General features: G+C 74.1%; 11 protein-coding genes. 6 read left to right on the plus strand and 5 right to left on the minus strand.

Going from position 1 to position 13,063, the window contains the following annotated elements; genetic code table 11:
* Positions 1 to 144 precede the first annotated feature (144 nt).
* Positions 145 to 1,017 (minus strand): ABC transporter permease, encoded by an 873-nt coding sequence (locus AB0O53_RS03345; RefSeq protein WP_350989413.1) that lies wholly within the window; start codon positions 1,015 to 1,017, stop codon positions 145 to 147.
* The gene (locus AB0O53_RS03350; protein ID WP_365192985.1) at positions 1,014 to 3,872 is read right to left on the minus strand and encodes an alpha/beta fold hydrolase; all 2,859 of its coding nucleotides are present in this window, start codon (positions 3,870 to 3,872) and stop codon (positions 1,014 to 1,016) included. The genes AB0O53_RS03345 and AB0O53_RS03350 overlap by 4 nt, the downstream gene beginning before the upstream one ends.
* A 152-nt stretch (positions 3,873 to 4,024) precedes the next feature.
* On the opposite strand from AB0O53_RS03350, the gene AB0O53_RS03355 reads away from it, so the two are divergent.
* The 6 genes from AB0O53_RS03355 to AB0O53_RS03380 all read left to right on the plus strand — a co-directional run bounded on the left by AB0O53_RS03355 (position 4,025) and on the right by AB0O53_RS03380 (position 8,884).
* A complete protein-coding gene (locus AB0O53_RS03355) occupies positions 4,025 to 5,560 on the plus strand; it encodes an ATP-dependent DNA ligase (protein ID WP_365192987.1) in 1,536 nt (511 codons plus the stop codon).
* A gap of 237 nt (positions 5,561 to 5,797) precedes the next feature.
* Positions 5,798 to 6,346, plus strand: coding sequence for an HPP family protein (locus AB0O53_RS03360; protein WP_350989419.1), 549 nt, complete (start codon positions 5,798 to 5,800; stop codon positions 6,344 to 6,346).
* Positions 6,347 to 6,424: 78 nt separating this feature from the next.
* The gene (locus tag AB0O53_RS03365) at positions 6,425 to 7,075 is read left to right on the plus strand and encodes a helix-turn-helix domain-containing protein (protein WP_350989421.1); all 651 of its coding nucleotides are present in this window, start codon (positions 6,425 to 6,427) and stop codon (positions 7,073 to 7,075) included.
* Positions 7,076 to 7,090: 15 nt separating this feature from the next.
* Positions 7,091 to 7,255 (plus strand): DUF6126 family protein, encoded by a 165-nt coding sequence (locus tag AB0O53_RS03370; RefSeq protein ID WP_167751146.1) that lies wholly within the window; start codon positions 7,091 to 7,093, stop codon positions 7,253 to 7,255.
* A 70-nt stretch (positions 7,256 to 7,325) separates the two neighbouring features.
* Positions 7,326 to 8,408, plus strand: coding sequence for an NAD(P)H-dependent amine dehydrogenase family protein (locus AB0O53_RS03375; protein ID WP_350989424.1), 1,083 nt, complete (start codon positions 7,326 to 7,328; stop codon positions 8,406 to 8,408).
* On the plus strand, positions 8,405 to 8,884 hold the full coding sequence (locus AB0O53_RS03380) for a carboxymuconolactone decarboxylase family protein (RefSeq protein ID WP_030664537.1): 480 nt from the start codon (positions 8,405 to 8,407) through the stop codon (positions 8,882 to 8,884). Before AB0O53_RS03375 ends, AB0O53_RS03380 begins: the two co-directional genes overlap by 4 nt.
* A gap of 103 nt (positions 8,885 to 8,987) precedes the next feature.
* On the opposite strand, the gene AB0O53_RS03385 is transcribed toward AB0O53_RS03380, so the two are convergent.
* The 3 genes from AB0O53_RS03385 to AB0O53_RS03395 all read right to left on the minus strand — a co-directional run bounded on the left by AB0O53_RS03385 (position 8,988) and on the right by AB0O53_RS03395 (position 12,871).
* Positions 8,988 to 10,640, minus strand: coding sequence for a GMC oxidoreductase (locus AB0O53_RS03385; protein ID WP_350989426.1), 1,653 nt, complete (start codon positions 10,638 to 10,640; stop codon positions 8,988 to 8,990).
* Positions 10,641 to 10,731: 91 nt separating this feature from the next.
* Positions 10,732 to 11,358, minus strand: a complete 627-nt coding sequence (locus AB0O53_RS03390) for a DUF6629 family protein (protein WP_350989428.1) — start codon at positions 11,356 to 11,358, stop codon at positions 10,732 to 10,734.
* A 4-nt stretch (positions 11,359 to 11,362) separates the two neighbouring features.
* Positions 11,363 to 12,871 carry an MFS transporter gene (locus tag AB0O53_RS03395; protein WP_365192990.1) on the minus strand — a complete coding sequence of 503 codons (1,509 nt, stop codon included), beginning with the start codon at positions 12,869 to 12,871 and terminating at the stop codon, positions 11,363 to 11,365.
* Positions 12,872 to 13,063: the final 192 nt, after the last annotated feature.

Genomic DNA, 13,063 nt, shown 5'->3' on the forward strand with positions numbered 1-13,063 from the left:
GTCACCGCGTAGGGGCCGTCACCGCGTAGGGGCCGTGAACGCCGACGAGCGCTCCCCACGCCCGGGCGGGCATGGGGAGCGCTCGTCGCGGCGAGGCGGCCGGGTGCCGGCCGCCCCGCCGCCGGCCAGTCGTCGGCCGCCCGGTCAGGACACGATGTCCTTGCGGGAGAAGCCGCGGAAGGCCAGGGCGAACAGCACCAGCGCGTACGACACCGACACCACCGCCCCCTTGGCCATCCCGCCCCACTCCAGCTGCGGCTGCAGGGCGTCCGCCCACGCGAACTGCCAGTGCGCCGGCAGGAACTCGCGCCACGAGCCCAGCGCCGTCACCGCGTCCAGCACGTTCCCGACGATCGTCAGGCCGACCGCGCCGCCCACCGCGCCCAGCGGCGCGTCCGTCCGCGTGGACAGCCAGAACGCCAGGCCGGCCGTCACCAGCTGCGACACGAAGACGAAGGCCACCGCCAGCGCCAGCCGCGGCACCGTGTCCCCGGCCGCCAGCGCGCCGCCCGCCGGGAGCTTGAGCGGACCCCAGCCGTACGCGGCCGTGCCCGCCGCCAGCGCCACCACCGGCAGCAGCACGATGGCCGCCAGGCTGAAGCCCAGCGCCACCACCAGCTTGCTCCACAGCAGCCGCGCCCGCGGCACCGGCGACGCGAGCAGGTAGCGCAGCGAGGACCAGCTCGCCTCCGAGGCCACGGTGTCCCCGCAGAACAGTGCCACCGGCACCACCAGCAGGAAGCCGGCCGACACGAAGAGGCAGGTGGCGGCGAAGTTCGCGCCCGAGGCCGTGGCCGTGTCGATCAGGGTGATCCGGCCGTTCCCGCCGCCCCGGCTGCCCGGCCCGCCGCCGACCGCGAACGCGATCATCAGGATGAAGGGCAGCGCGGCCAGCACCCCGCCCATCACCAGCGTCCGCCGCCGGCGCCACTGCCGCAGCGCCTCCACGCGCAGCGGCAGCGTGCGGCTCGCCCGGTAGCCCGGAGCCACCTCCCGCGCCGTCGTCGCCGTACTCACGCCGCACCTCCGATCAGGGTGAGGAACGCGTCCTCGAGTCTGCGGTGCGGCCCCACTCCGGACACCGGCACCTCCAGCCGCACGAGTTCGGCGATCAGCCCGGCGGCCGACGCGCCTTCGAGCCGCACCAGCAGCCCGTCGTCCGCCGCGACCACCGAACCCACGCCCTCCAGCGCCGCCACCTTCTCGACGGTCACCTCGTCCACCGGCTCGGCCAGGGTCACCAGCAGGGTGTCCCCGCCGCCGGTGATCTCGGCGACCTCGCCCGCCGCCACCCGCTGCCCGCGGTCCATGACCACCAGGTGCGTGCAGGACTGCTCGACCTCCGACAGCAGGTGGCTGGAGACGATGACCGTCCGCCCGCCGGCCGCGTAGCGGATCATCACGTCCCGCATCTCGCGGATCTGCGGCGGGTCCAGACCGTTGGTCGGTTCGTCGAGGATCAGCAGGTCCGGCATCCCGAGCATCGCCTGCGCGATCGCGAGCCGCTGCCGCATGCCCTGCGAGTACGTGCGCACCGCGCGCTCCAGCGCGTCGCCGAGCCCCGCGATCTCCAGGGCCTCCGCCATGTGCGAGTCCTCGGCCGGGCGGCCGGTGGCCTGCCAGTACAGCTCCAGGTTGGCGCGGCCCGTCAGGTGCGGCAGGAAGCCCGCGCCCTCGACGAAGGCCCCGACCCGCGACAGGACCGGCGCCCCGGCCCGCACCGCGTGCCCGAACACCCGGATCTCCCCGGCGTCCGGCGAGATCAGACCCATCAGCATGCGCAGGGTGGTGGTCTTCCCGGCCCCGTTGGGTCCGAGCAGTCCCAGTACCTGCCCCTTCTCCACCCGGAACGACAGGTCCCGCACCGCGTACCGGTCCTGCGACTTCGCGTACCGCTTCGTCAGTCCCGTGATCTGCAGCGGTACGCCGGCCAGCGCCGGGTCCGGCTGCGGTACGCCGGCCCGCGCCCCGGCGGCGCCCCGGCCGGGCCGACGGACCCCGAGCAGCGCCGCGGCCAGGGCCAGCGCACCCAGCGGCAGCCCCCAGGTCCAGGCGGGCATCCCCGCCGTGGCGGTCCGGACCTGCGGCGCGACGGGCACGGCCAGCGGGCCGTCCACCGAGACCGTGTAGGCGGCCGTCGCGGCCGGGGTCGCATAGCCCAGGTCCGTGGCGGCGACCACGAGCCGCAGCCGGTGTCCGGCCGCGACGGAGTGGTCGATCGCGGGCAGCCTCAGCCGCACGGTCGTGCCCTGCGCCGCGTTCTCCACCCGCAGTGGGGCCACCAGCTGGGAGGGCAGCACCTGCTGTCGTCCGTCGGGCCCCACGTCGTAGACCTTGCCGAACAGCACGGCCGAACCGTCGGCAGCCGTCGACCTCACCTTCAGGGTTACGGTCGGGGTCCCGGTGATCTGCAGGTCCTCGTCCAGCGGCGCCGACTCGAAGCGGGCGTTCTGCCCGGGGAAGTCCAGCGAGAGCCCGGCTCCGAAGGAGGCGAGCTGCCCGCCGATGCCGGGCAGCGAGGACAGCGCGGGGGGCGCGCCGCCCGCAGGATTGGTGAAGGTCTGCTCCCGCCCGGTCAGGGCGAACTCCCTCGGGCCGGAAGCCAGCCCCGGGTAGCGCTCGCCGCTCGCCCCGCGCAGGATCACCTCGCCGTCGGTGGAGTCGATCCCGCCGGAACGGGAGACCCGGAACGCCGGCCCGGTGTCCGCGCCCTCGTCGCCCTTGAGATGGCGGTCGAACCAGGCGGCCACCCGGGCCTCCACCCGGTCCGCCTCGCGCATGCCGCCGTCGTGCCCGCCGGCCGCCCAGTCCACCGACACGGGTGCGCCGTTCGCCGCGATGGCGGCGGCCATGGCATCGGCCTGGTCCAGCGGGAAGAGGGAGTCGTCCTGGCCCTGCACGATGAGGGCCGGCACCTTGATCCGGTCGGCCACCGCGGAGGGGCTGCGCCCTTCCAGCAGGGTGCGGGCCTCCTCGTCGGGCTTCCCGGCCACGGCGACCCGTTCGTACATCGCGCACAGCTCGGGCGTGAACCGCCCGCAGCCGGGCCCGGCCGGGGCGCCGTCCTGCGGACCGGAACCGGACCCGGACCCGGTCGCGGACCCGGACTCGGTCGCGGACCCGCTCGCGGTCCCGGTCCCGGTCGGGGCGGCGGCCTCCGGCCGTCCGGCCCCGCCGTCCTGCGGCCGTCCGCCGTCCGCGTCCTGCGGCGCCGTCCCCGCCCCCGCCTGCTGCATCCCGCCGGCCGAGCCGGTCGTGAAGAAGATGCCGGACCACAGCTTCTTGAAGACGCCGCCCGGGAAGAGGGAGTCGGCGAGGTTCCAGTAGGTGATCTCCGGGGCGATCGCGTCCACGCGCCGGTCGTGGCCGGCGGCCAGCAGCGAGACGGCCCCGCCGTAGGAGGCTCCGGACACCCCGACCCGCGGGTCGCCGTCCGCGTCGAGCCGCACCTCGGGCCGGGCCGCGAGCCAGTCGATGAGCCGGGAGACGTCCTTGACCTCGTGCTCGGGGTCGTTCAGCCCGATCCGGCCGCCGGAGCGGCCGAAGCCGCGCGCCGACCAGGTCATGACGGCGTAGCCGTCGCGGGCCAGCCGCTCGGCCTGTTCACGGACGTCGTCCTTGCTGCCCCCGAAGCCGTGCCCGAGGAGCACGGCCGGACGTTTCGCCCCGTCGTCCTCCCCGTCGCCCGTGAAGAAGTAGGAGGTGTCGATGTCGGCACCGGGCATCTTCAGGACCTGGTCCTGGCGGTGCACGGCGGGTGCGTCGCCGGACGCGGACGCGGCCGTCCACGTGCCGGCACCCGCCACGACGGCCAGCGCGGCGGCGCCCGCCAGCAGGCGGTCTCGGCGGCGCCGGGGCATTCGGAGCTTCATACGGGCACCCTAAACGCCCGCCACCCGGCCTCCGAGCACCCACAGGCGGAACCGGCGACCTTCTCAGGGACTAGGCCGCGGCCCCCGCGTACCGCACCTGCGGTACGGGCGTCCGACCTGCACACCGCGCCGCCGGGCGGCAGGATGGCCGCATGCTGCTGGCCGAGGTCGCTCGCGTGTCACGGGAAGTCGCCGCCACTTCCGCCCGGTCCCGCAAGACCGCGCTGCTCGCGGAGCTCTTCGCGGCCGCGCCGCCCGAGGAGGCCGGGCTCGTCATCTCCTACCTCTCCGGCCGCCTCCCGCAGGGTCGTCCCGGCATCGGCTGGCGCACCCTGGCCCAGGAGACCCCGCCCGCGGCGCAGCCCACCCTCGGGGTCCGCGACGTCGACGAGGCGGTCGGCGCACTCGCGGCGCAGGCCGGCGCCGGCTCCGCCGCCCGGCGCAGCGGGATCGTCGCCGGGCTGCTCGGCGCGGCCACCGAACCCGAGCAGGCCTTCCTGCGCAGCCTGCTGTCGGGCGAAGTGCGCCAGGGCGCACTCGACGCGGTGGCGCTGGAGGGCGTGGCCGCGGCCGCCGGCGTACCCGCCGCCGAGCTGCGCCGGGCGGTGATGCTGGACGGCTCCCTGCCGCGGGTGGCCGAGGCGGTGCTCGCCGACGGCGCCGAGGCGCTGCGCGCCGTGACCCTGACGGTGGGGCGGCCCGTACAGCCGATGCTGGCGGGCACGGCCGGGTCCGTCGCCGAGGCGCTGGCCGGGCTCGGGCCGTGCGCCGTGGAGGAGAAGCTCGACGGGATCCGCGTGCAGGTCCACCGCGAGGGGGACGAGGTACGCGTCTACACGCGCTCCCTCGACGAGATCACCGGGCGGCTGCCGGAGGTCGCCGAACTGGCCAGGTCGCTGCCGGGGGAGCGGTTCATCCTCGACGGGGAGGTCATCGGGCAGACCGCGGACGGCCGCCCCGTCCCCTTCCAGGAGATCGCGAGCCGCGTCGGCTCCCGGGTGGACGTGGCCGCCGCCCGGCGGACTCTGCCGGTGGTCCCCTACTTCTTCGACGTCCTGGCCGTCGGCGACGAGGTCCTGCTGGACCTCCCGGTCCGCGAGCGGCACGAGGCCCTCGCCGCCCTCGTGCCCGAGGACGCCCGGGTCCGCCGCCTGGAGGTGCGGGACCCGGCGGCCCAGGAGGCCGAGGCCGTGCAGTTCTGGGCCGAGACCCTGCGCCGCGGCCACGAGGGCGTGGTGGTCAAGGCCCTGGACTCCGCCTACGCGGCGGGCCGGCGCGGGAAGCACTGGCTGAAGGTGAAGCCGGTGCACACCCTGGACCTCGTCGTGCTGGCCGCCGAATGGGGCCACGGGCGGCGTACCGGACTGCTGTCGAACCTGCACCTGGGGGCCCGGGCCGCCGACGGCACCTACGCCATGCTGGGCAAGACCTTCAAGGGCCTGAGCGACGAGATGCTGCGCTGGCAGACGCAGGCACTGCGGGCGCTCGCCACCTCGGACGACGGTTTCACCGTACGGGTGCGCCCGGAGCTGGTCGTGGAGATCGCCTACGACGGGCTGCAGCGCTCGACGCGCTACCCGGCCGGAGTGGCCCTGCGCTTCGCGCGGGTGGTGAGGCACCGCCCGGACAAGGACGCGGAGCAGGCCGACACCGTCGAGACGGTGCTCGGTCGGCGGAACGCCTCCTGAGGGCGCGGCCCACCGGCCCCGAAGCCGGCCCGAAGGTGTCGCCCCCCGGCAGGCGTCGCCCGGGGCACGGCCGGCCGCGTCATCGAAGCGTCATAGGACGGCCATGGACGGGCGGGCCAAGGTGGCTGTCCACGTGCCGGCCCCGACGGCGGCGCGCACCACGGCGGGTCCGCCCCGCCCCCCGCTCGACCTTGTCCTTGTCCCTGTCCGTGACCCGCCGTGCCAGGAGCCGCCCTCGTGGACCTCGACACCGTGCCGACCCGCCGGCCGTCACCCGGAGCGCCCCCGCGGGGGACCGGGCCCGGACGCCTGCACCGTGCCCGGGCCGGCGCCGTCGCGGTCCTCCATCGCACCGGCGCGGTCGCCGGGGTCCTCCTCGCCCTCGCGGCCGTCGGCACGATGATCGGCGAACCGGTCCTCATACCCTCCCTGGCCGCCAGCGCCGCCGTCCTCCACCACACCCCCACCCTGCCGACCGCCCAGCCCCGGACCGTCGTCGTCGCGCACCTCCTGGGCGCCGGGGCCGGCTACGCGCTCCTCGCCGTGGCACCGAGCGCCCCCTGGAGCGCGGCCCTGGCGGGAGGCCTGACCTTCGCCGCCACGACCCTCGCCCGGACCCCGCACTCACCCGCCTGCGCGACCGCCGTCGTCGTCGTGCTGCAGACCCCGCCACCGGCCCGGTTCGTCCCGCTGCTGTTCGGCGCGACCGTGCTCCTCGTCCTCGGCGGCGTGGCCGCCTCCCGGGCACGCCGGGCGGCGGACGGCTACCCGGTCCGCTGGTGGTAGCAGCTGTGGAGACCGCCGCTTTTGCCTCAGAGGCAAGGAGGTTTGCCAGGAAGGCAAGATTCTGGCTCAATCGAGGACATGACACCCGGTCCCGACCCCGACCACCCGCACGACGCGGTCGACGAGCTGCCCGCCGTGGCGCCGCAGCTGCGCGAGCTGCGCCGACGGGCCGGCCTCACCCTGGAGGCCGCAGCCGCGCGGGCCCGGCTGTCGCCCGCACACCTGTCCCGGCTGGAGACCGGCCGGCGCCAGCCCTCGCTGCCGCTCCTGCTGGGGCTCGCCCGCACCTACGGTACGACGGTCTCCGAGCTGCTCGGCGAGACCCCCGCCGTCGCCGATCCCATCGTACGGGCGGGCGGGCCGGGAGCCCGCGAGGCCGACGGCTGGACGTATTGGCAGGCGGGCGGCGCCGGGCGCGGCATGCAGGCCCTGCGCGTCCACGTGCCGCACGGCCGCGGAGCGGACGGACGCGGACCGGACGAACTGGTCCGCGTCCATCCCGGCGAGGAATGGCTCTACGTCCTCCAGGGACGGCTGCGCCTGCACCTGGGCGAGGCCGAGCACCTGCTGGAGCCGGGGGACAGCGCCCACTTCGACTCCCTCACCCCGCACCGGATCGGCGCCGCCTCCCCGGGCGGAGCCGACCTGCTGTTCGTCCACACCCTGCTCCAGAGCAGCCTCGCGGGGCTCTGCCTCGGCGGGGCCACGACCACCACGCACCACCGATAGGCGAGGAGCCCACCCATGACCCCCGTGCCCCCTGCCGACGAGCCCGTCGGCGTCCGTGCGCGCTTCGAGGCCAAGTTCCCGCGCGGCCTGATCATCCGGCTGATCGCCTACCTCTTCGTGGGCCACCTCTTCGCCTTCTTCGTCTACCTCCTCTTCGTCCTGGGTGGCCAGAACCAGTAGCCGCCCGCAGCGCGCGAGTTCGGGCCGCGCGGCTATGGAAAGGTGCGGGGGCGGTGGCTACCCTCCGCGCATGATTCCCACGGTTGTCTGGGGCACCGGCAACGTCGGCCGTCTGGCCATCCGCGCCGTCGCGGCCCATCCCGCGCTCGAACTCCGCGCAGTCATCGTCCACAATCCAGCCAAGGTCGGCCGCGACGCGGGCGAACTCGGTGGCCTCGACCACCTGTTGGGCGTCGAGGCCACCGACGACGCCGAAGCCGTACTCGCCGGCCGCCCCCGAGCGGTGGTGTACGCCGCGTCCGGGGACGTCCGTCCCGACGAGGCCCTCGCCGACATCACCCGTGCCGTCCGGGCGGGCGCGGTCGTCGTCAGCCCGGCCCTCTACCCGCTCTACGACCACCGCAGCGCCCCGCCGGAGTTCCGCGACCCGGTCCTGGCGGCCGTCGCGGAGGGCGGCGGCTCGCTCTTCGCCTCCGGCGTCGACCCCGGCTGGGGCAACGACGTACTCCCGCTCCTGCTCAGCGGACTCGGCACCACCATCGACGCGGTCCGCTGCCAGGAGATCTTCGACTACTCCACCTACGACCAGCCGGACTCCGTCCGCAACCTCATCGGCATGGGCCACCCCATGGACTTCGAACCGATGATGCTCATGCCCTCGATCCCGACGATGGTGTGGGGCGGCCAGATACGGATGATGGCCCGGGCGCTCGGCGTCGAACTCGACGAGATCCGCGAGACGTCGGAGCGCCGCGCCCTCGACACCACCGTGACCACCCGCACCATGGGCGCATTCGAAGCGGGCACCCAGGGCGCCATCCGCTTCGAGGTCCAGGGCATCGTCGGCGGGGAGCCCCGCATCGTCATCGAGCACGTCACCCGCATCCACCCCTCGTGCGCACCGGACTGGCCGGTACCGCCGGACGGCGGCGACGGCGCCCACCGCGTCGTCATCGAGGGCCGCCCCCGCATCCAGGTCACCGTCGAGGCCACCGACGAGGGCGAGAACCGCTCCGCGGGCGGCAACGCCACCGCCGTCGGCCGCCTCGTCGGCGCCATCGACTGGCTCGTCGCGGCGGAGCCCGGCCTGTACGACGCCCTCGACGTCCCGCTGCGCCCCGCCACCGGCAGACTCGGAAGGAAACCGTCATGAGGATCGACATCCCCGAAGGCCAGCACCCGATCGAGTACGTGTGGGGCGACATGGTCCCCGGGATCGGCATGGCCGCCGCCAACTTCTCCCTGTCGGTGTACGCCCACACCACCCTGGGACTGCGCGAGTTCGAGGCCGCCCGGCTGCGCGTCGCGCAGATCAACGGGTGCGTCTTCTGCTTGGACTGGCGTACCGAGCGGGACGGGCAGAAGGTCGAGGAGGAGTTCGCCGACGCGGTCACCGAGTGGCGCACCACCGACGCGTTCGACGAGCGCACCCGGCTGGCCGCGGAGTACGCCGAGCGGTACACCCTCGACCACCACGGGCTCGACGAGGAGTTCTGGGACCGGATGACCGCGCACTACAGCCAGTTGGAGATCGTGGAGCTCACCATGAGCATCGGGTCCTGGCTGGCCTTCGGGCGGCTCAACCACGTGCTGGGCCTCGACAGCGTCTGCGTGCTGCCCGGGCACTGAGCCGGGGCGGGGCCCGTCAGGGCCTGTCAGGGCCTGTCAGGGCAGGGAAAAGGGGCCGTTCGGCGATCCGAACGGCCCCGGCCGCTGGGGGGAGGACGCGGCCCTACGAGAGGTCTGTCGCGATGATCTTCTCGATGTTGCGCTCGGCGAGCGCGGTGATGGTGACGAACGGGTTCACGCTGGCGTTTCCGGGGATCAGCGCGCCGTCGATCACGTACAGACCGGTGTAGCCGTGCAGCCGGCCGTAGTTGTCGGTGGCCCTGTTCAGGACGGCGCCGCCGAGCGGGTGGTAGGTGAGGGTGTCGTTCCAGATCTTGTAGGCGCCGAACAGGTCGGTCCGGTAGATCGTCCCCTCCTTGGAATTGATCTTGTCGAAGATGGTCTTGGCCATGGTGATCGACGGCTGCTTCCAGGCCGTCTGCCAGCTCAGGTCCACGCTGCCCGTCGCGGCGTTCCAGGTGAACTCGGCGCGGTGGGGGTTCTTCGTGATCGACAGGTAGAAGGAGGCGTAGGTCTCGATCCCGGTGGGCAGCGGGGCGACCTCGGCGAAGGCGCCGCCCGCGTCCCAGTTGTCGATGCCGGAGCAGGGGATGGTCGACTGGAGCTTGCCGGTCGGGTCCCACATGTGGTTGGCGCGGCCGCACATGACGTTCCCGTTCTCGCCCCAGCCCTTGCCCACCTCGCCGTTGAGGTTCGGCAGTGCCCCGGTCGCCTTCAGCTTGACCAGGAGCTTGGACGTGCCGACGCTGCCGGCCGCGAAGAACACCCGGTCGGCGGTGACGGTCTTGGTGGCCACGGTGTCGCCGGTGGTGTTGAGCTGGTCGATGGTGACCGTGTAGCCGCCGCCGGCGGCGGGGGAGACCGTGGTGACCTTGTGCAGTGCCGAGACGGCGACCCGGCCCGTGGCCCGGGCCTGCGCGAGGTACGTCTGCACCAGCGACTTCTTGCCGTGGTTGTTGCCGTAGAGGATCTCCCCGGCCAGGGCGGACTTGGTGGCGGTGCCGGCGGCCTCGCGCTTCATGTAGTCCCAGTCGTACACGTCGGGCACGAAGGTCCACGCGAAGCCGGACCGCTGGGCGTGCTTGCGGCCGACGCGGGAGAACTGGTAGCAGTCGGCGGTGTCGAACCAGGCCGGGTCGACCATCCCGACCCCGAGTCCGGCGTTGGCCCTCGGGTAGTAGGTGTCGTACATCTCGTCGGCGTCCACCGAGGGGAGGACGGCGGCGAAGTTCGCGCGCTTGGGCGTGACGGCCATGCCGCCGTTGACCAGCGAACCGCCGCCCACGCCGCGGCCCTGGTAGACCGTGATGCCGGCGAAGTCCTCGGCGTCCAGGATCCCCGTGTACTTGGGGACGTCCTTGTCGATGGGAAAGCCGAGGAAGTTGCTGAGCGGGGCCTTGGTCCGCGTACGGAGCCAGAAGGAGCGGTAGTCGGGGCTGGTCACCTTCGGGAAGACCTTGCCGTCCGGGCCCGGGGTGTCCCAGTTCATGCCCATCTCGATCATCTGTACGTCGACCCCGGCCTGGGCCAGGCGCAGCGCCGCGACCGAGCCGCCGTAGCCGGTGCCGATGACCAGGGCCGGCACCCGGGCACCGTCGGCGATCGCTGCGGGTGCGACGGCGGCCGCCGCGGCGGCCTGGGCCGGGGTGATGTGACCGGCCAGCGCCACGGCCCCGATTATGGAACCTGTTCTACCCAGAAATCCGCGGCGTGAAATTCCATTGGAGCCTCTTTTGGGCAGGGCGTTGTCACCCATGTGACGTTCCTCACTCTCGATGGAATGGGAACGAGTTCTACTGCCGCTCGCGTGTGAAGTCACTACATACGTCTAGGTAACTTTCGGTCGATCAGGCGTCCCCGGAGGCCGGTTCGCGGCCCCGGACCCAGCCCAGCACCAGCAGCGAGGCGACCGCGGCGAAGGCGCACCAGGTGGAGGCGAATTCCAGCCGCCACAGCGCTGAGCAGGCCAGCGCCCCCGCGGCCAGCACCATGCCGAGGGTCCGCAGCCGCCGGTCCCCGGCGAGCAGCAGCGCGCCCAGGGTGGCGAACAGATAGCCCGTCAGGACCAGCGGCATCCACGGAACATTCACGCCGTAGCCGATGGTGCGGCCCCGGATCTCGGCAGTCACCGGCCGGGTCGCGAGGGAGTACGCGAGGACCGCGGCGGTCGCGAGACCGACCGCCACCGGTCCCCACAGGCGCCGCCGCACCCCCGGCGCCGCCGCGAGCAGCACCCCGACGGGAACCCACACCGGCAGCAGGGGCAGGGCGATCACCGCCCAGGCGGTGGCGGCCGGGGAGCAGCCGCCGCCCGTACCCCAGACCGCGGCCTCCACCAGCTGGTGCACGCCCAGCAGCAGCGGCAGCGCCGCCACCGGCAGGTCGCGGGCCCGGCGCACGCGCGCCACGCAGACGAGTCCGACGGCGGCGACGGCCGTGCCGGCCACCAGATCGGCCGTCGCGCTCCAGCACACGGGATCAGTCCGGCGCCGTGCGTCCACCCCGCTCGCGGGGTTCGAGCGGCGGGGCCGACACCGCGCAGTAGGTGTGGCACTGCGGGTGGCACGCCCTGGACGCGGGGGTGCGCACGGTCGCCCAGGCCACGGCGGCGCCGGCCAGGAAGGCCCCCGTGCACCAGAGCATGGCCCGGCCGAACGCGGCGTCGAACTGGGGCGCCGAGCGGTACGACTCGGGTCCCATCCCCGACAGCAGCGGCAGCGCCGCCACCGCGAGCAGCCCGGCGACACGCGCCGCCGCGTTGTTGATGCCGCTGGCCAGTCCGGCCCGGCCGGGGTCCACGGAGGCGAGCACGGTGGACGTCAGCGGGGCGACCAGTGCCACCAGGCCCATGCCCATCACGACCATCGCGGGCAGTACGTCCGTGATGTAGGAGGCCGCGGGGCCCACCCGCAGCATCAGCAGCGTCCCCGCCGCGCACAGCACCGGCCCCACCGTGAGCGGGATGCGCGGTCCGATCCGCTCCCCGAGTTCACCCGAGCGCGCGGACAGCAGCAGCATCAGCAGGGTCGTGGGCAGCATCGCGGCCCCGGCGGCCAGCGCCGAGTACCCGGACACCACCTGGAGCTGGAGCACGACGAGGAAGAAGAACCCGCCGATGGCCGCGTACACGCACAGGGTGACGAGGTTGACGGCGGTGAACAGCCGGGACGCGAAGATGTCCGGCGGCACCATCGGGTCGGCCCGCCGCCGCTCCACGTACACGAAGGCGGCGCCCATCAGGATGCCCAGGACCGCCGCGGCGATCACCGCCGGCGATCCGGACCGGGCCTCGATCAGGGCGTAGGTGACCAGCCCCAGGGCGCCCGCGCCGAGTGCCGCGCCGGCCACGTCGAACCGCCCGTGGGCCTGCGCGTCCCGGGACTCCGGTACGTGCCGCAGGGCGACCGGCACGCACACCGCGGCCAGCGGGACGTTCAGCAGGAAGACCCACCGCCAGCCGGGCCCGTCCACCAGCCAGCCGCCGAGGAACGGCCCCACCGCCGCGCCCACCCCGCCGAACCCCGACCACAGGCCGATCGCACGCCCCCGGTCCTCGGCCCGGATGGACGCCTGGATCAGGGCCAGGGAACCGGGCGCCAGCAGCGCCCCGCCGATGCCCTGCAGGGCCCGGGCGGCGATCAGCACCCCGGCGTTCGGCGCGAGGCCGCACAGCAGCGAGCCGACGGCGAACCAGACCACGCCGAGTGTGAAGATCCGGCGCCGCCCGAAGCGGTCGCTCAGAGAGCCTCCGACCAGGATCAGCCCGGCCAGGGTCAGCAGATAGGCGTTCACCGTCCACTGGAGCACCGCCAGATCGGCGTCGAGATCCTCGCCGATGCGCGGCAGCGCCACGTTCACCACGGTGCCGTCCAGCATGGCCATGGTCGAGCCCAGCACCGTGGTCAGCAGGATCCACCGGCCGCGGGCCGAGGCGAGCGCGACGGAGGGCTCGGGCGGGGTGTCGGGCGACTGGGCGGGCACGGTCATGCCTCCAAGGCTGGCCCGCCCGGCGGGGAAGGGCCACCGGGGCGCGGCGGCGCGTTCGCGGGAGAGACGGCATGCCCTGGGGCGGGGAACGGCTCATAAGGCCCTCTTGTAATGAACATGACGTCTCCTTCACCATGACCCGCGCACGTCACGCGCACCCTTCCCGCACATCCCGCACACGGCGTACGAGGA

The organism is Streptomyces erythrochromogenes, from assembly GCF_040684695.1.
Classification (GTDB): Bacteria; Actinomycetota; Actinomycetes; order Streptomycetales; family Streptomycetaceae; genus Streptomyces; species Streptomyces erythrochromogenes_C.